This is a genomic window from Mesorhizobium sp. LMG 17147 (assembly GCF_024297145.1).
GTDB lineage: Bacteria > Pseudomonadota > Alphaproteobacteria > Rhizobiales > Rhizobiaceae > Mesorhizobium.
In genome coordinates this window covers 235,104-252,273 of the sequence record NZ_JANCTC010000004.1, presented here as the reverse complement: position 1 = coordinate 252,273, position 17,170 = coordinate 235,104, and the positions used below count along the sequence as shown (strand labels likewise).

General features: G+C 62.9%; 14 protein-coding genes, 2 tRNA genes and 1 pseudogene. 11 read left to right on the top strand and 6 right to left on the bottom strand.

Annotated elements, in window-relative coordinates; translation table 11 throughout:
• Window positions 1-41 precede the first annotated feature (41 nt).
• A complete protein-coding gene (locus NMG46_RS10685; RefSeq protein WP_254817619.1) occupies window positions 42-905 on the top strand; it encodes a LysR family transcriptional regulator in 864 nt (287 codons plus the stop codon).
• Between the two features lie 263 nt (window positions 906-1,168).
• Here NMG46_RS10685 and NMG46_RS10680 read toward each other — a convergent pair whose 3' ends face one another.
• Entirely contained in the window at window positions 1,169-4,546 is a 3,378-nt protein-coding gene (locus tag NMG46_RS10680) for a DUF3971 domain-containing protein (RefSeq protein ID WP_254817618.1), read from the bottom strand.
• Between the two features lie 96 nt (window positions 4,547-4,642).
• Here NMG46_RS10680 and NMG46_RS10675 point away from each other — a divergent pair, with 96 nt between their 5' ends.
• The 9 genes and pseudogenes from NMG46_RS10675 to NMG46_RS10635 all read left to right on the top strand — a co-directional run bounded on the left by NMG46_RS10675 (window position 4,643) and on the right by NMG46_RS10635 (window position 12,663).
• On the top strand, window positions 4,643-5,110 hold the full coding sequence (locus NMG46_RS10675) for a peroxiredoxin (RefSeq protein WP_254817617.1): 468 nt from the start codon (window positions 4,643-4,645) through the stop codon (window positions 5,108-5,110).
• A gap of 138 nt (window positions 5,111-5,248) precedes the next feature.
• Complete coding sequence (locus tag NMG46_RS10670; protein ID WP_254817616.1) at window positions 5,249-6,541, top strand: M23 family metallopeptidase; 1,293 nt, start codon at window positions 5,249-5,251, stop codon at window positions 6,539-6,541.
• A 17-nt stretch (window positions 6,542-6,558) separates the two neighbouring features.
• Window positions 6,559-6,960, top strand: a pseudogene (locus tag NMG46_RS10665) (ABC transporter permease); the annotation flags it as partial.
• Between the two features lie 121 nt (window positions 6,961-7,081).
• Window positions 7,082-8,248 (top strand): ROK family transcriptional regulator, encoded by a 1,167-nt coding sequence (locus NMG46_RS10660; RefSeq protein ID WP_254817615.1) that lies wholly within the window; start codon window positions 7,082-7,084, stop codon window positions 8,246-8,248.
• Window positions 8,245-9,009 carry an ATP-binding cassette domain-containing protein gene (locus NMG46_RS10655; RefSeq protein ID WP_254817614.1) on the top strand — a complete coding sequence of 255 codons (765 nt, stop codon included), beginning with the start codon at window positions 8,245-8,247 and terminating at the stop codon, window positions 9,007-9,009. Before NMG46_RS10660 ends, NMG46_RS10655 begins: the two co-directional genes overlap by 4 nt.
• A 39-nt stretch (window positions 9,010-9,048) precedes the next feature.
• Window positions 9,049-10,089 carry a sugar ABC transporter substrate-binding protein gene (locus NMG46_RS10650; RefSeq protein WP_254817613.1) on the top strand — a complete coding sequence of 347 codons (1,041 nt, stop codon included), beginning with the start codon at window positions 9,049-9,051 and terminating at the stop codon, window positions 10,087-10,089.
• Window positions 10,090-10,250: 161 nt separating this feature from the next.
• Window positions 10,251-11,246, top strand: a complete 996-nt coding sequence (locus NMG46_RS10645) for an ABC transporter permease (protein WP_254817612.1) — start codon at window positions 10,251-10,253, stop codon at window positions 11,244-11,246.
• Complete coding sequence (locus tag NMG46_RS10640) at window positions 11,243-12,013, top strand: SDR family oxidoreductase (protein WP_254817611.1); 771 nt, start codon at window positions 11,243-11,245, stop codon at window positions 12,011-12,013. Before NMG46_RS10645 ends, NMG46_RS10640 begins: the two co-directional genes overlap by 4 nt.
• Window positions 12,010-12,663 (top strand): N-acetyltransferase, encoded by a 654-nt coding sequence (locus NMG46_RS10635; protein ID WP_254817610.1) that lies wholly within the window; start codon window positions 12,010-12,012, stop codon window positions 12,661-12,663. Before NMG46_RS10640 ends, NMG46_RS10635 begins: the two co-directional genes overlap by 4 nt.
• A gap of 137 nt (window positions 12,664-12,800) precedes the next feature.
• On the opposite strand, the gene NMG46_RS10630 is transcribed toward NMG46_RS10635, so the two are convergent.
• Both NMG46_RS10630 and NMG46_RS10625 read right to left on the bottom strand, forming a co-directional pair.
• Complete coding sequence (locus NMG46_RS10630) at window positions 12,801-13,127, bottom strand: hypothetical protein (protein WP_254817609.1); 327 nt, start codon at window positions 13,125-13,127, stop codon at window positions 12,801-12,803.
• A gap of 740 nt (window positions 13,128-13,867) precedes the next feature.
• Window positions 13,868-13,943: transfer RNA gene (locus NMG46_RS10625), tRNA-Val, on the bottom strand.
• A gap of 217 nt (window positions 13,944-14,160) precedes the next feature.
• On the opposite strand from NMG46_RS10625, the gene NMG46_RS10620 reads away from it, so the two are divergent.
• Window positions 14,161-14,237, top strand: a tRNA-Asp gene (locus NMG46_RS10620).
• A 233-nt stretch (window positions 14,238-14,470) separates the two neighbouring features.
• Here the strand turns inward: NMG46_RS10620 and rbsK are convergent.
• The 3 genes from rbsK to NMG46_RS10605 are packed head-to-tail and all read right to left on the bottom strand — an operon-like array spanning window position 14,471 to window position 16,959.
• Window positions 14,471-15,412 carry a ribokinase gene (gene rbsK, locus NMG46_RS10615; RefSeq protein ID WP_254817608.1) on the bottom strand — a complete coding sequence of 314 codons (942 nt, stop codon included), beginning with the start codon at window positions 15,410-15,412 and terminating at the stop codon, window positions 14,471-14,473.
• Between the two features lie 4 nt (window positions 15,413-15,416).
• Window positions 15,417-15,869 carry an RbsD/FucU family protein gene (locus tag NMG46_RS10610; protein WP_254817607.1) on the bottom strand — a complete coding sequence of 151 codons (453 nt, stop codon included), beginning with the start codon at window positions 15,867-15,869 and terminating at the stop codon, window positions 15,417-15,419.
• Window positions 15,870-15,900: 31 nt separating this feature from the next.
• Complete coding sequence (locus tag NMG46_RS10605; RefSeq protein WP_254817606.1) at window positions 15,901-16,959, bottom strand: ABC transporter ATP-binding protein; 1,059 nt, start codon at window positions 16,957-16,959, stop codon at window positions 15,901-15,903.
• Window positions 16,960-17,170 lie beyond the last annotated feature (211 nt).

The following is a 17,170-nucleotide window of genomic DNA, read 5'->3' as shown; positions in this document are numbered from 1 at the left end:
AAATTGAGATTATCGACGATATTCATCATGGATCAGAATATATGTTGGAATTGGTCCTGCTCAGGACGTTCGTCGCCGTGTTCGACGAAGGCGGCTTCAGTCGGGCAGGAGCGCGACTGAACCTTACGCAGTCGGCCGTCAGTGGGCACCTGCGCCGTCTCGAGGAGCAGGTCGGAAAGCCGTTACTCAACAGGACGACGCGCTCGCTGGAGATGACACCCGATGGCGAGCGCCTGCTCGCCTATGCCCGGGCGATGCTCGCCCTTAACCGGGATGCTTTGGCCGATCTGGCGCAGGCACCCTTTCACGGCAGGGTTCGCGTCGGCCTCTCGGAAGACTTCGCACAGGTCCCCATCCTTCGCGCCTTGCAGGCATTCGGCGCTGATCGCCCCGGATTGCAGGTCGAGGTGCAAGTCGGGATTCCGAGTGCGCTCCTCTCGAAGATGAAGGAGGGCAACATCGAACTGGTGCTCGGATCACAATGTGAGGGTGAGGAGATGGGGCGCCTCCTGTGGCGCGAGCCTCTTGTTTGGGCATGGGCGGATCATACCGGCGTGAATCTTCCGGACCCGCTGCCGTTGGCGGTGTTGCCGGAACCTTGCCCCTACAGGGAAGTTGCTCTTGAACGGCTTGCCAAGGCCGGGATCAGCCAGCGCACGGTGATGATCTGCGCAAGCAACTCCAGCCTGAGGGCGGCTGCCATCTCAGGCTTTGCTGTAGCGCCGATGATCGCCAGTCAGCTGAGAAACGGCCTGGTCAGGGTACCCGAAAGCTACGGTCTGCCAGAGTTACCAGAAGCGGAGTTCAGGCTATTTGCCGCATCGAACGGCGATACCTCCGTCCTCGAAGAACTGGCGGAGGCCATCATGAATGCCGTTCCTCGAAGGCACGCTGGCGAGGAGTGATCCTGAACTCGCACCGACGTCTGCTTTATGGCTAGTTCCGAATGTCCAGAAATGGCGCAACTGCGACCTCCATCATGGTCACCAACTATGTCTGCTGTCAGGCAATGGTAACAGTCACCTCAATGGCCGAGATTGCGGCGCAAAGCGGCCATTTAAGCCCGGGCTGACGTCAGTCGCCTTTGGATCATGGGCGTGAAATCGCGGGCGGACGAGCGGCCGCTTGAGATCAAAACTCGGTCGCTCGAGGTAATTGGGTTTTGACCTCACCGATACTCGAAGATCGACCTGAAAATCCCGGGCGCTATCACCGATAGCGGATTGACCTCCAGGTTAGGCTTGTTGGCGTTGCCCTTGAGCCTGTAGGTGACGCCGATCAGGCCGCGGTCGCGGCCGTTGCCGAGCAGCGCACCGATCAGCGGCAGTTCGCCGAAGATGCGGTTTACGCCGTACGCCGGCATGAACGTGCCGGTCATATCCATGTTGTTGTTCTGGTCGTAGAGCGTGCCCTGGAAGGTGGTGCCGATGCGCGAGCCGCGCAGCACGCCGTTGCGCAGCTTCAGATAGCCACTGCCCTTGTCGATCTCGCTGAAGCCGCGCTCGAATTTCACCCTCGACGTGTCGAGATTGCCTTTGACCGCCTCGTTGAGGCTGCGGCTGTCGCCAGCCGGCGTCGTCGACACGATCGAGGCGAGCTTCGGCTCATTGACGACAACGAAATTCCTGGCGTCGACCTGGCCTTTCATCGGCCCGTCGGCAGCCCCGGTGAGCGCCAGCGTGATCGAGCCGCCTTCCATGTGCTCGTAGATGTTGAGGAAGCGCAGTATGGCGCCGGCGTCGGCCGACTTCATGTTGAGCGTTCGCAGGCCGCCGCCGGTGGTGTTGCTGACGGTGATCGCGGCTCCCGAACTTGCGGTGGCGCTTACCTTGAGCCCGTTCACTCTGGAGCCGGCGGCGCTGTAGTCGAGCTTCAGATTCGACAGCACCTCGTCGTGGAAGCCGGTCAGGGAGCTGACGTCGGCGCTGACCGAGATCGCATCGACGCCGCTGGTCTTGGTCGCGGTATCGACATCGGACGTGAATTGCTTGATCAGCGAGCGTGCGTCCAACGCGCTGCCGCTGACCTCGACCGCATAGGTCTTGCCCGACCGCTTCACCGAGACGGCGACGTCGTCGCCCCTGTTCAACGTGACCTTGCTGAACCGGGCCGAGGACAAGGCGCCGTTAATCAGCACGGCGCTGCCGTCGATGGAGAAGGTCTTGCCGTCGAGTTCGAAATTGGACAGCGTCGTGGTGTCGCCGGTCTTCGCCATGGCGAAGACGACCTTGGCGGGAATGCCGGGGCCCTTGCTCCAGCCGGCCCAGGGAATGTCCAGCCTGGCATTGGTCAGGTCGGCCGACACGTTCTGGTTGCCGGCGCCGCTCTTGTCGATCGCCACCTTGATGGTTCCGGAAAGCAGCGTCGACAGGCCAGGCATGGCGATGGCGCGCGTCTTGTCGTCGAGCACCAGCGCTACTTTACGACTGCGCGGCGGGCCGCCATCCCTCAGCGGCTCAACCAGGTCGAGCTCGGCCGGAATCCCGTTGAGCAGTGCCTTGGCCGAGATCACCGCCCGGTCGGGCGCGACCGTGATCGAGCCGTCGGCATGGCTGACCGTCTGGCCCTCGAACGGCTTGGCCAGCGACAGGTCCTTGTAGTCGAGCGCCACCAGCCAATCGAGTTTGGACGAGTCGACACCGGACTGCAGCGGAATATCAGCCTTGACGTGGCCGGTCACCGTGCCGGACAGGTCGTCCGGCAGCAGGCCGACATGGCGCATGGCGTTGATTGGGTCAAACGATGCCAGTTCGGCGATTGCCGGCGCCTCGCCGGCGACATCGATGTCGAGCGCGCCGATCACCGGCGGATGGTTCGCCGCCTTGACGGTGAGCGTGCCATTGCTTGCCGCCACGGTGCGGCCGCTCGGCATATAGACGCTGCCCGACGACAACGCGACGTCGACGTCGTTGCCGTGGAAGCCGACGACGCCGACGGCATCGCGGATCGGCGGAATGCGGCCGGCCGTATCGAAGCGCGATCCTTCGACCTGGAACCGGCCGAACACTTCATCGGCGGAAAGCGGCACGCCGTTGCCGAGCCGTCCGGGTACGACCTGGAACTGCAGGCTGCCATCGACGACGCGGCCGCCGAACAGGTTCTTAAGCACCCACAGCCTGGCATTGCGCGCCGAAAACCACGGCCATAATTGCTTGACGTGCGAGACCGGCATGTCGTGGACATTGAGCGCCACCGATATGCCCGGCGCCTGGTTGGCGACAAATGAAACCGAAGCCGTGCCCAGCACTTCGCTGCCCGGTGCGGACCGGACGCCGATCTGCTCGGCGATCAGCTTTTGGCTCGTCGGCTGGTAGACGCCGGCAATACGGGCGATGAAGCTGAGCGCCGGCTCCGGCGAATCCGAAGGCGCCAGGGTCGAACCGTCGCTGGTCAGGTCGTAACGATAGGATGGCTCCTCGCCGGCTGTGCCGGTAGCCGGCTTCGGCCCGATCGAACCGGCGAAATCGAAGGTCGAGCGGCCGGTTTTCACCAGCAAACTGTCGACCTGGATCTTGTTCGACCCGGCGACGAGCGTCGCATCGAGATCGATATCGGCCGGAAGCAGGCCGCGCGAACCGAGATCGAGCACCGATCCGGTCAGCGACAGGGCAGCGGTCAGCCGCGAACCGTTGTCGCCGGTCCCTTCCGATCCCGCCAGCTTCAAGGCGATCGCACCCAATTTGCCACCTGCTGACGCAGCGTCGGCGTCCGCTGCCTGGATGCTGGCGTCCAGCATGGTGATGCGTCGCGTCGCCGGATCGCGGGTGGCGGAAGCGGCGATGGTGAGCGCCCTGCCGTCGACATCCGCGTCGGATGAAAACTCCATGCTTCCCGGTCCCGATTGCGAGACTGAGGCGTCGGCGATGGTGACCGACTCGACCGATCCGGTCTCGGGCAGTGCCAGCTCGACGTTGCGCAGATCGATCTGGCGCATCGAATCCTCGCGCACCGCATCAAGCGCACGGTTGAGGTTGGCGAAGACGGCGGCGGAAAGTTTTTCCGGATCGATGAGGCCGTCCTGGTTGCGCAGCTCCGCCGTCCAGTCACCGCCGGACGGCATTGCCGCCATGACGATGTGCGCGTCGGAAATCCGGGCGCTGGTCAGCCGCACCTCGCCCGAAAGCAACGGGATCAGCCGGATGCCAAAGCGGACCCGGCCGGCGTCGGCCATCGGTGTTCCGTCGGCGGTCTTGAGGCTGACGTCGCTGACCTGCAGCGCAATGAAGCTCGACCCGTCAAGCGTCAGCCGGGCCGGTCCGACGGCAACGTCGACATCGAAGCCTGCCAATTTCTCGATTGCCGTTTCGGCTTCCGCGCGAAGCCGCTCCGAGCCGAAGCCGGACACGCCGATCGCGTAGACGCCGGCGGCAGCCAGCAGCACAAGGGCGACGAGGCCGGCAAACAGCCGCGCCATCAAACGGACGCCGCGACCGATCGACGCCTGGCCGAGCGGCGGGACGCGGCACGCGGACGGAAAGGTTCCCAGGTCGGTGATCTCGTCACGCCTGAACCTGATCTTCTCGTGCTGCGGTAGCTCCTGATCCACGCAATCTTCCGTTGAAACGAATTCGATCGTGGACGAATCCCCGCTCGACATTATATCGGTGCAGCCTGGCGCGTAACTTCAAACAAGGGCATCGGTATGGCTGACCTCGACGTGGGCGATGTTGCGCCGCAATTCGATCTTCCGCGCGACGGCGGCGGTTCACTCAGCCTCGCCGCATTGCTGGGAAAACCCATCGTACTCTATTTCTACCCACAGGACGACACCACAAGCTGCACCAACGAGGCGATCGGCTTTTCGCAGTTGAAGCCAGAGTTCGAAAAGGCCGGTGCTGTCGTCGTCGGGCTCTCGCCGGACAGCGCCAAGAAACACGACAAATTCAAGGCGAAGTACGATCTGAGTGTCGATCTTGTCGCCGACGAAGAGCGCAAAGTGATCGAGGCTTACCATTTGTGGGTGGAAAAGAAGCTCTACGGCCGCACCTATATGGGCGTCGAGCGGGCGACGTTCCTGATCGGCCGCGACGGGCGCATCGCCAGGATCTGGCGCAACGTCCGCGTCAAGGGGCACGCCGAAGAGGTGCTGAACGCGGTTCGCGCTCTTTGAGAGCTGCGCCAGGCCGCCGCAATGCGATACCCGTTTTGCGCGAAGACCTTTGCCTGTCGTTCGATCCGGCAAAACTTTGTTAACCCTAATAATGTGTAATCAGGCTCGTCGTTGGTGTCGTAACGAAAGCTTGGTCCCGTGAACGTAGCCAGTCAGTCAGCGGTCTTCGGCAGACGCAAAGAGCCCCACACGGTCATCATCGCCCGGGGCGACCAGATAAGGCATTTCACCATACGCCCGTGGCTTGCGGCATTTTGCGGCTCGGCGCTAGCGGCGATCGTCATTGGCTACCTGCTGGCGACCTCTTATCTGGTGCTGCGCGACGATCTGATCGGCGCCACGACGGCGCGGCAGGCGCGCATGCAGCAGGCCTACGAAGACCGCATCTCGGCACTGCGCAGCCAGGTCGATCGCATCACCAGCCGCCAGCTACTCGATCAGCAGCTGATGGAAACCAAGGTCAGCGAGCTGCTGGAACGGCAGAGCCAGCTCAGCCTGCGTCACGGCCGCCTCGGGCCGATCCTCGAACGAGCCGAAAACGAGGTCGCAACGCCGCCCGTGCCGACGGCAAAGCCGGACGAACATGCCGCCGCGACCGGCAGCATCCAGCCGATGGGCTATTCCGTCGCCAGCCTTGCCGCCCCCCTTGCCGCTTCTGTGGGCGTTGACGACACCAGGCCGTTCTCACTGTGGTCGACCCGCGCCGATCCGCTGCCGAGCGAAAGCGCGGCCGACCGGGCGGACAAGCTCTTCGTTTCGATCAACAACTCGCTGAAGGCCATCGAGAGCCAGCAGCTCACCCGCATCGCCACACTTGCCGACAATGCCTACAAAAGCGCCGACGCGATCTCGCAGGCGCTTGAGGCCGCCGGCCTGCCCGTCGATAGCGAATTCGAAAAGAGCGACGTCGGTGGCCCGCTGATACCACTCCACAGCTCGTTGGTCTTCGACAGCAAGGTCAAGGAGTTGGACGAGGCTCTTGACGCGCTGGACCATCTTAAAAAGGAAGCGCGGCGGCTGCCGCTCGCCAACCCCGCGCCTGGCCATAGCGTCACCAGCCCGTTCGGCGTGCGCACCGACCCCATCCTCGGCACGGCCGCCTTGCATTCCGGCATGGATTTCAGGGCGCCGGTCGGTATGCAGGCCAAGGTCACGGCAGCCGGCGTGGTCGTCAAGGCCGGCTGGAACGGCGGCTACGGCCGCATGATCGAGGTCGACCACGGCAACGGTTTTGTGACGCGTTACGGGCATCTCAGCGAAATCGACGTCGCCGTTGGACAGAAGCTCGATGCCGGAGACATCATCGGCAAGACCGGCAACAGCGGCCGCTCAACCGGCCCGCATCTGCATTACGAGGTCCGCCACAACGGCGAGGCAATCGATCCCCTGCGGTTTCTGACCGTCGGCAAGAAGGTCGAGCGGTACCTCTAGGGAGCCGGGCTGCTCCCTTCGGGCTCGGCATGACGCCGAAGATCGTGATCGCGGCGGTGATCTGCTTCTTCCCGACGCTGGTCAACATGATCCGCGGGCTGGACTCGGCCAGCGACAACGAGCACGAACTGTTCCGGGTGCTGTCGGCCACGCGCTGGGAGATCTTGTGGAGCCTGCGCCTGCCAAGAGCATTGCCGATGCTGTTCTCCTCGTTACGAATCGCTTCGGCCACGGCCGTGATCGGAGCCATCGTCGGCGAGTGGATCGGGTCGGATAAGGGCCTCGGCGCGCTCATCATCCAGGCGACCTTCAACTATCAATCGGATCGGCTCTATGCGGCGATCGTGCTGTCGTCGTCCTTGTCAATCGCGATCTTCGCAATCGTGGTTCTGCTGGAGCGCCGTGCCATCCGCTATTGACCATGCCTCTGAGCGGCCATCCGCCAGGTTCGCTCTGCACGGGCTGTCAATTTTATTTTTGAATTCCATTTGACTGAATAAATCTTCAGTGCCAGTCTAGCCTCTCTCGGGGGCACAAGGCATGGCACTGCGGGGAACCAATCAGGAGTTCGGGCGGCCGTATAATCGGCGCATCGTGCTCGAATCCATCCGCCTTCACGGACCGATTGCCCGCGGCGACATTGCAAGACGCGTCGGGCTCACCGTGCAGACGGTGTCGACCATCGTTCGCGAGCTGGAAGAGCACGGTTACGTGTTGTCGCTGCGCGAAGAGCCCAAGGGGCGCGGCCTGCCACCGGCGACGCTGCGCATCAATCCGGAAGGCGGCTATGCCGTCGGCATCCACGTCACCCCGCTGGGCATCAATGCCGCCCTGATCAACCTAAGCGGCGATGTTATCGAGAGCACCTACCGTGAAGCGCCAAATGCAACGCCCGACCACGCGTTCGAGCTGATCGGCGCCATGGTGCTCGAATTGACGGCATTGCGGCCCGGTGGCCGCGTTCTCGGCATCGGCATGGCGCTGCCCGGACCGTTCGGCGTGGAGTCCATGAGCTTTGTGGGGCCGACGACCATGACCGGCTGGAAGGATGTGGCGCTGCGCGAGCGGCTGGCCGCCTCAACCGGGCTGCCGGCCTTTTTCGAAACCGACATGGCGGCGGCGGCTATCGGCGAGCGCCTCTACGGCCTCGGGACGGCATATTCCGAATATTATTATCTCTATTTCGGTGTCGGCCTCGGCGGCGTCATGGTGCATGATGGGGCCGCATTGCGCGGCGCCTGGGGAAATGCCGGCGAGATCGGCCACATTCCCGCTGTGCCGGGCGGCGAGCCGTGCCCGTGCGGCAATCGCGGCTGCCTCGAACGGTATCTCTCGCTCGAGGCGCTGCGGCGCCGCAAAATCGCCGACGCCGAGTGGGTGAGCGAGATTGCGCCGATCTTTCGCAACGCCGTCACCATCATCGAAAACCTGTTCGACCCCGAAACCATCATCCTCGGCGGGCTGGCGTCCACCGACCTGCTCGAAAGGCTTGCCGGCGCGGCCGCGCACCTGCCCAATTCGGTCTCGGCGCGAAGCGATCGCACGACGCCCCGCGTCAGCGTCGCACGCGGCGGCCAGCATGCGGTGTTGCGCGGCGCCGCCGCACTTGCCGTTTCGGGGGTGCTTTCGCCGCGCTTCGGCCAGATCTTCACCGCCGAACGCGAACGCGGTCGGGATCTCTTGCATAACAAGGGGATCGCGGCATGAGTGAACCGCTGCTGGTGCTCGACAACGTCGCCAAGAATTACGGCGCCATCGAAGCGCTGAAAGGCATCAGCTTTTCGATCGGCAAGGGCGAAGTGGTGGCGCTTCTGGGCGACAACGGCGCCGGCAAATCGACGCTGGTCAAGATCATTGCCGGCGGCCTCGAGCCGACCTCCGGCCGCATGCTGTTCGAAGGCAAGGAATTCCTGGCCAAATCTCCCGCCGAGGCCAAGGCCGCTGGGATCGAGACGGTCTACCAGGACCTGTCGCTTTGCACCAACGTCGACGTGGTCGCCAATTTCTTCATGGGCCGCGAGATCACCAGGAAGGTTCTCGGCATTCCGGTACTCGACGAGCGCGCGATGGAGCAGGTGGTACAAAGGGCACTGGCCAGCGCCGGCACCCGCATTCCCTCGCTTCGCACCAATGTCGAGCATCTTTCCGGCGGCCAGCGGCAGGCCATCGAGCTCAATCGGTTCGTGCATTTTGGCGGCAAGCTGGTGCTTCTCGACGAGCCGTTCGCGGCGCTCGGCGTCGAGCAGACGCGGCGCGGCCTCGACATGATCCGCCAGGTGGCGAGCCAGGGCATCGGCGTCGTCATCATCACCCATATCATGCAACAGGCCTTCCAGGTCGCCGACCGGATCGTGGTGATCCGGCAAGGTGTCGTGGCTGGCGACGTCGCACGCAACAAAACAAGTCCCGACGCGGTGATCAACATGATCACCGGAGAGACGCTCGCCGGTGCCGGACCGGCGAACTGAGGGACAAATGAGGGGTCCGGCGCAAGAGGAGCGAACGACATGAAGAAAATACTTCTTTCCGTCTTCGGTATCCTGGCACTGGCCTTTGCCACGCTCACGCCGGCATTCGCTCAGTCGAAGGGCACCGTCTACTACATGGTGCCGACATTGCTCGATGAGTTCCAGACCGGCTCGGTGAGCGCGCTGGAACTGTTCCTGAAGCAGGTCGGTTACGAGATGAAGACGCTGAACGCCGACAACAAGACCGACGCGCAGCAATCGCAGATGAACGACGTCATCGCGCTGAAGCCGGCGGCGATCATCCTTGCCGCCGTCGATTTCAATGCGCTGAAGCCGTCGGTCGAGGCGGCCCGTGCCGCCGGCATCCCGGTCGTCGAGTTCGACCGCCAGATAACCTCGACCCCGTCCGACTTCACCTCGGTGGCCGGAACCGTCGAGATCGGCTACGTCGCCGCCGATCAGGCGCAAAAGCTCCTGACTGCGAAAAACGGCTCGGTGAAGGGCAAGATCCTGCAAGTGCTCGGCGATCCGGGCGACCCCTACACGCTCGACATCCAGAAGGGTTTCGAGGAGAAGATGAAGGCGTTCCCGGACGTCAAGATCATCTCGCTGCCGGCCATGCAATGGGAGGCCAGTAACGCGGGCACCATCGTTGCCGACCAGATGCTCGCCAACCCCGACATCGACCTGATCTTCAGCCACGCCGCGCATCTTTCGGTCGCCGCCGTCGCCTCGCTCGAGGCCGCCGGCAAGAAACCGGGCGACGTCATGCTGATGAGCTCTAACGGCGCTCCGGTCGGCCTCGACCTGATCCGCAAGGGCTGGCTCAATGTCGAAGTCGAGCAGCCGCTCTACGCCCAGGCCGCGGCGGTCGCGATGTTCATGGACAAGGTGGTCAACAAGCAGGAGATCAAGCCAGGCGAATATGACGTGCTTGGCCTGAAATCAACCCTGACCAAGGAAGCGTGGGGGCCGAACATCAAGATCCCCGGCGCTGCGATCACCAAGGAAAACGTCGATAACCCGGCCTTCTGGGGCAACATGAAGCCGCCGACCGAAACCATAAAGCCGGTCGAATAGCGAACTCACCAGAAGCTCCGGGCCATGCCGGCCCGGAGCCCAGCCCTGCAGCCGCGGTGCGTTCGAACGGACGCGCACGGGAATGCTGCAGCAATTTTCAACCGCGCCTGATAGTCCGAAACCCGAATGGTTTTCGGGGTCGGCGCCAACCGGATCCTGAGATGAACCCCCGCACGCGCCAAACCCTCGAGTTCATCCTCGACAATCTCGTCTGGTTCATGCTGGTCTTCGTGCTGGTGGTCTTTTCCATCCTTATCCCGAACTATTTTCAGCTCGGCATTTTCGCGAACATCATCGAGGCGTCGAGCGTGCTCGGCGTCATGTCGATCGGCTTGGCGCTGGTCATCATCGCCGGCCATATGGACCTGTCTGTCGAGTCGGTGGCGGCGCTCAGCGCCATGGCGGTCGGCATTCTGTTCTGCTCGTCGGGCATCGGCCTTGGCATCCAGTTGCAGCCGCAATGGCTGATGGTTCCGGTTTCGCTGCTCATCGCCCTTGCCGTCGGCGGCCTCATCGGCGTCATCAACGGCTACCTGGTGGTGAAGGTGAAGATGAGTGCCTTCATCATCACGCTGGCCTCCTACATCTGGGTGCGCGGCCTGGTGCTGGTCATTTCCGGCGGCCGGTCGGCACAGGACCTTGCGCCGGCAATCCGCTGGTTCGCCATCCAGCGCCTGGGCGGCCTGCCGCTGACCGCCTGGATCGCCATCGCCTGTTTCATCGTCTTCTCGCTGATTATGGCCAAGACGCCCTTCGGCCGGCACCTGGTCATGATCGGCGGCAACGAGACTGCGACCTTTCGCGCCGGCATCCGCGTCAACCGCAACCTGGTCATAGCCTTCGTTCTCGCCGGCGCCATTGCCGGTCTTGCTGGCTGGCTGCTGGCAATCCGCACCTCCGGCGCAACCGCCAATCTCGGCGTCGGCCTGTTGTTCAATGCCTTCGCCGCGGTCGTCATCGGCGGCGTTAGCCTGAAGGGCGGCGTCGGCACCTTGCCCGGCGTCTATGCCGGCGTGCTGCTGCTCTCGGCCATCAACACGGCGATAAATTTGATGGGCCTGCCGGCCAACTTCACCCAGGTGATCCACGGCCTGCTGGTGCTCGCCGCCGTGCTGCTCGACGCATTCAAGCAGACCATTCGCCAGAGGCTGGCATGACCGGCCGTCTGGAAGACAAGGTCGCGCTGGTCGTCGGAAGCGCACGCGGGATCGGCAAGGCGATCGCACAGCGCTTTGCCGAGGAGGGCGCGAAGCTGGTCCTGGCCGATACCGAGGTTGAGGCCGGGCAAGCGACTGCGGACGAGCTTGGCGCCGCCTTCATTCGCACCGACATCTCGCAGATGGCCGATGCCGAGGCTGCTGTTGCACTGGCGCTCGACCGTCACGGCCGGCTCGACATCATGGTGCAGAATGCCGGAATCTATCCTTGGCAATTGCTGGAAAACACGAGTCCCGACGATTGGGACCGGGTCATGGCGGTGAACTTGCGTGGCAGCTTCATCGCCGCACGCGCGGCGCTGGTGCCGATGAAGGCACAGCATTTTGGCCGCATGCTGTTCACCTCCTCCATCACCGGCCCGCACGTCACCAGCCCCGGTCATGGCCACTATTCGGCGACCAAGGCCGGTATCAACGGCCTCATCCGTTCGGCGGCTCTCGAATTCTCGGGGTACGGCATTACCGTGAACGGCGTCGAGCCCGGCAACATCCTTACCGAAGGCATAGAGCAGCATCGCGGTGCGGCCTTCATCAAGAACATGGAAGACGCCATCCCGCTCGGCCGTCTCGGCAGCCCACGCGACGTGGCCAATGCCTTCCTGTTCCTGGCCTCGGATGACGCCGGCTACATCACCGGCACGACCATCATCGTCGACGGCGGGCAGCTTTTGCCCGAGGGCAAGGATTTCCGGCTGCTGCCGCCATGATCATCGATTTCGGCGGCGGTTTCTTCCTGCGCCGGGCGACCGCCGCCGATCATCCGGCACTTGCGATGATCTGTCTCAAGACCGGCGATGCTGGCAAGGACGCCAGCGGCCGACAGGACGACCCGGACCTGCTCGGCCTGCTCTACACCATTCCCTACCAGGCCCTCGAACCCGATCTGGCCTTTATTATCGATAGCCCGAGAGGTGCGGCCGGCTATCTGCTTGGCGCAGCCGAAACAGCCGCTTTCAATGCCAGCCTGGCATCAGACTGGTACCCGGAGCTGCAGCGGCGCGTTGCAGACCCGGGACCCGACAGCTCGCGCTGGCGCGGCAGCGATTGGGCGCGGCACCGGGTCCATCATCCCGATTTCGCTGTTTCGCCTGCGCTGGCCGCCTACCCGTCGCATGGCCATATCGACCTGTTGCCGCAAGCGCGCGGGAAAGGCATCGGCAGGCGCGCGATGGCCTTCCTCGAGCAGCGCCTTGCCGCGAGCGGCTCGACCGGCATTCACCTCGAAGTCATGCCGGAGAACGATGGTGCGCTGAAGTTCTATAAGGCGATTGGATTTGAGGTGGTGCAGGACGCTGATTCGAAGCGTTGTGTTTATGTGGCGAAACTGATTGCTCACGCTCCGGTGATTGCAGGCTGATCTGCGACAAGCCAATCGCCCAAGTTACAAAGAACCGGGAGGCCGATGGAAGTACAATGCTGCCGTTCTGCAGCAGCCAGTTGCCCCGTGTGAACACCTTTGCAGCGGGAACGAAGAGTGTGTTGGCGGAGCGGCTACTAGTTCACTGTGGGCGGCAGGGGAACATTCGCGACCGTTTCCCCCGCCACGATCGAGAACACATAAAGCAGATAGATCGCTAACACCAACAGCGCGAGGAATGAGCCGCTGGCCAAGATTCCCGCAATCGTGGCGCGGCGATACGGTTCGCCTTTTTCCTTCTTGAAGGTGTCTTCTGCGCTACGGGTTGTCTCCACAACCCGTTCGCCCGGAAGCCGGTTTCCTTCGGCCTCCTTAGATATCTTGTCGGCGAGATCTCCTGCGATCACCGCATCATCCGGAAGATGACTCGCAAGCCATCCAGGAATATTTTCGCGCCCACCCATGCCCATGTGCAGTAAGATTTTAGCTTTCTTTTGTGCTCCCTTAAATTACTGTAAGCTTTAACTTTCGGCAATCGTTTGCCACCCAAGGAGCCAGCAGATCAGACTTAGGTCCCATGGGAAAGACAAGTTCGATCAGACCAAAGTCCTACTGTTTATGCGCCCACCCCGGACTGTGAAGCGTTTGGGAGCGGAGATACCGCAACAACCACGAAACCACTAGTTGCGTCGACCGCTGGTTTGTTTGCCGGGACAACTCAGTATCGAAGGGTCCATCTGCACTCCGGGCGGACCTTAGCGTCGACAGACCACGTGCCTGTTAGCCAATCTCGATACCATCACTCTCGAGAGGCCTGCCCTGGCTCTGCGACCTCTTCACCAGTGAATGTGACGCCTCGATCAGCCGACGCGACAGGGCGATCGTGTAGCGAAGCTCTTCAATCAGCGCGGTTCCGTGTTCAGTGGCCTGACGAGCACGTGCTACCTGGTTATTGTCGGGCTTCCGAGGGAATTCTTTCACGCTCCGACCTCCAAACCATGCCAACATTATCGCGAAGACCAGTGCCTGGCAACGAAGAAGCCCGCCGCGTCTTTCCGATGCGGCGGGGCGATCAAGCAGAAATGATAAGGGATGCCAGATAGTTGCGTCTACCGACCGCCAGTTGGACGATTTTCTGACAGCGCAGGCGTGTGAACCGGACATTGCAAAAAGACAATGCCTGAATGAACACGTCGATGGAAAGTGGTGGGCGATGACGGGCTCGAACCGCCGACATCTTCGGTGTAAACGAAGCGCTCTACCAACTGAGCTAATCGCCCGCTCCGGGCCGGACCTTTAAGCAGTTAGGGCCGGCTTCGCAAGGACAAATGAACGGCCAGTGGCTTGGCCGGGAGCCGGCTTCGGCAACAAAGTTCGGCTTGTCAAAAAACCTTCTCCTGTTTGCTGTTATGCTGTCCGGGTCCGCTTGACACCCGGTGGCTTACCCCTTATCCACCGCCCCAACGACGAACACGGCTGACACGTGCTCGTCCATGCGCGGGTGTAGCTCAGTTGGTTAGAGTGCCGGCCTGTCACGCCGGAGGTCGCGGGTTCGAGCCCCGTCACTCGCGCCATTTCTCCTTAGGGCCACGTGCCCTTGATGTCGGGGAAATGTCGACGTTGATTTGTCAAAAATCATCTTCTTTCGTGACCCAGTCCAGGTCCATTCCTTCAATTCTGGCATTGATCCTCATCCATCGACCTGCCCGCCTGTTTGTGGTCAAGCCAGAAGACAATAGCTTCCCGGACAAGAGCCGGGTCTTACCCATTCGCTCCCGCTCACAGTCTCATCCCGCAGCGCCGGGCTTCACCCCTTGGCGAGCAGTGCCTCGACTTCCTGCAGCGTCGGCATGGACGGCGCGGTGCCCGGGCGCGTGACCGAGATGCCGGCGACGGCGCAGGCGAAGCGCACCGCCTGCAGGGGTTCGATCCCGCTCGACAGCGCGGCGGCCAGGCCGCCATTGAAGGCGTCGCCCGCGCCGGTGGTCTCGATGACCGGGCCGGCGGCGACCGCGGCGACATGCTCGGAACGGTCGGCCGTGTGCAGCAGCGCGCCCTTTTCGCCGAGCGTCACAATGACCGCGCCAACGCCTTTCCCCAGCAGACTGTCGGCGGCACGGCGGGCATCGTCGATGGAGGACACCTTGATGCCGGTCAGTTCCTCGGCCTCAGTCTCGTTCGGCGTCACATAGTCGCAAAGTGTATAGATGCGGTCCGGAAGCTTGGCCGCCGGCGCCGGGTTGAGAATGGTGGTCACCCCTGCCCCGCGCGCGATCTCCAGCGCCCGCATCGCCGCCTCGATCGGCTGCTCAAGCTGGGTGACGAAGACGCCGGCCGCGCGGATCAGGCCGGCATTTGCCTCGATATCGGCGGGCGAGATCAGCATCGCCGCACCGGGGCTGACGATGATCGCGTTGTTGCCGCTCGTCTCCTCGATGAAGATATAGGCGGCACCGGTGTAGCTTTCCGGCGTGTCGATGACGGCGCTCTTCACGCCGGCATGCGACCAGGTCTGTCTCGCCATATCGGCAAAGGGATCGACGCCGAGGCGGGTCAGGAAGGTGACATCGGCGCCGAGCCGGCCGGCTGCCACCGCCTGGTTCGAGCCCTTGCCGCCGGGGCCGAGCGTGAAGGACGTGCCCAGGATCGTCTCGCCCATCCGCGGCTGGCGGGCGGCGCGGTAGGCCGTGTCGGCGACGAAGACGCCCAATATGACAACCGGCTTCATGACGATCGGTTTCGCCGGCATGCCCCTACTCCGCATCCGGTGGCACGACGCCCTTGCGGAAGGCAAAACAGCCATAGAAGCGGCGCTCGCCGGTCTGGATGACGCAATAGGCCTTCTTGGCGCGTTCGTAGAAGGCGTAGCGCTCGACCGAGATCATCGGCCAGGCCTTGCCCTCGGCGGCATCGATCTCTTTTTGCACTTCCTGCTGCACGGCGGGAATGTCGTCCGGCTTGCCGACGATCTCCATGCGCGCGGCCGCGTCGTCGACGAAGGTGTCCAGCGGATAGAGCGAAAGCACCGCCTTGACCACGTCGGGCGCCGACGCATCGATGCGCAGCAACCGGCCAAGCACGGTCTGGCGCGCCACCGAATCGGACGGGAAATTGGTGTCGGCGATAATCAGATCGTCGCCGTGGCCCATCGCCCGCAGCGCCTGCAGCACATCGGCATTGAGCAGGGGATTGATTCCTTTGAGCATGGTATTCCTCGCGAAGTTTGCTGCGGCGAAATCAGAGACGCTTGCCGGTCTCTGCGTCGAAGAGATGCACCTGGTCGAGCCGCGGTTTCAGGTGCAGTGTGTCGCCCGGCTTGAAGTCGTGGCGCTCACGGAACAGCGCCACCATCTCGCCTTCGCCGAAGCGCAGGAACACCAAAGTCTCGGAACCAGTCGGCTCGACCACCGAAATCTTAGCCGGAACACCATCTGGATGGATTTCGAGATGCTCGGGCCGCACGCCGTAGACGACATTGCGGCCATCTTCCACGGCACTCTTGGCAGCAATCGGGAACGGCGTCCCGGCGATCTCGACGACGGGCTTGTCGCCCTTGCGCACGACGCCCTTGAGCAGGTTCATCGAGGGCGAGCCGATGAAGCCGGCGACAAACAGGTTGGCCGGCCGGTCGAACAATTCCAGCGGCGCGCCGACCTGCTCGATGCGACCGTCGCGCATCACCACGATCTTGTCGGCCATGGTCATGGCCTCGATCTGGTCGTGGGTGACGTAGATGGTGGTGGTCTTCAGTCGTTGGTGCAGTTCCTTGATCTCCGTGCGCATCTGGACACGCAGCTTGGCATCGAGATTGGAGAGCGGCTCGTCGAACAGGAACACCTGCGGGTTGCGCACGATGGCGCGGCCCATGGCGACGCGCTGGCGCTGGCCGCCCGAGAGCTGGCGCGGATAGCGCTTGAGGTAGGGATTGAGGTCGAGGATGTCGGCGGCCCGTTTGACCCGCTCAGTGACCACCGCCGGGTCGGTTTTGCGCAGCTTGAGAGCAAAGGCCATATTCTGCTCGACCGTCTTGTGCGGATAGAGCGCGTAGTTCTGGAACACCATGGCAATGTCGCGCTTGGCCGGCGGCAAATGGTTGACGACACGCTCGCCGATGGCGATGGTGCCGCCGGAGACTGTCTCCAGCCCCGCTACCATCCTCAGCAACGTGGATTTGCCGCAGCCGGAAGGCCCGACCAGCACCACGAACTGCCCGTCGGCGATGTCGACGCTCACATCGTGCAGAACCTTGACGGTTCCGAACGCCTTGGCCACATTGCGGATCGCGACTTGAGCCATCATTCCCCCTTTGGTTGCCGTGAAGCTAAACAACGCAAACGGCGAGGGCAAGTCGGTCTCTTATAGATAAAAAACCCATTCACGTTGACACCGCACTTCGTTGTGCGAATAGTGACAGTGTCCGGCTTATGACCCTGTTCCGGGCGCACCGGTACGCTTGTCCGGTACTGAATGCCAAGCGTCGCGGGAGGGAGAATTCGGGCCGCTATTT

What these genes read in the sequence shown, in the direction of transcription:
- NMG46_RS10685 (WP_254817619.1), top strand. Translation starts at nt 42, where the DNA reads ATGTTGGAATTGGTCCTGCTCAGGACGTTCGTCGCCGTGTTCGACGAA.
- NMG46_RS10675 (WP_254817617.1), top strand. Translation starts at nt 4,643, where the DNA reads ATGGCTGACCTCGACGTGGGCGATGTTGCGCCGCAATTCGATCTTCCG.
- NMG46_RS10660 (WP_254817615.1), top strand. Translation starts at nt 7,082, where the DNA reads ATGGCACTGCGGGGAACCAATCAGGAGTTCGGGCGGCCGTATAATCGG.
- NMG46_RS10655 (WP_254817614.1), top strand. Translation starts at nt 8,245, where the DNA reads ATGAGTGAACCGCTGCTGGTGCTCGACAACGTCGCCAAGAATTACGGC.
- NMG46_RS10650 (WP_254817613.1), top strand. Translation starts at nt 9,049, where the DNA reads ATGAAGAAAATACTTCTTTCCGTCTTCGGTATCCTGGCACTGGCCTTT.
- NMG46_RS10645 (WP_254817612.1), top strand. Translation starts at nt 10,251, where the DNA reads ATGAACCCCCGCACGCGCCAAACCCTCGAGTTCATCCTCGACAATCTC.
- NMG46_RS10640 (WP_254817611.1), top strand. Translation starts at nt 11,243, where the DNA reads ATGACCGGCCGTCTGGAAGACAAGGTCGCGCTGGTCGTCGGAAGCGCA.
- NMG46_RS10635 (WP_254817610.1), top strand. Translation starts at nt 12,010, where the DNA reads ATGATCATCGATTTCGGCGGCGGTTTCTTCCTGCGCCGGGCGACCGCC.
- NMG46_RS10630 (WP_254817609.1), bottom strand. Translation starts at nt 13,127, where the DNA reads ATGGGTGGGCGCGAAAATATTCCTGGATGGCTTGCGAGTCATCTTCCG.
- rbsK (WP_254817608.1), bottom strand. Translation starts at nt 15,412, where the DNA reads ATGCCGGCGAAACCGATCGTCATGAAGCCGGTTGTCATATTGGGCGTC.
- NMG46_RS10610 (WP_254817607.1), bottom strand. Translation starts at nt 15,869, where the DNA reads ATGCTCAAAGGAATCAATCCCCTGCTCAATGCCGATGTGCTGCAGGCG.
- NMG46_RS10605 (WP_254817606.1), bottom strand. Translation starts at nt 16,959, where the DNA reads ATGGCTCAAGTCGCGATCCGCAATGTGGCCAAGGCGTTCGGAACCGTC.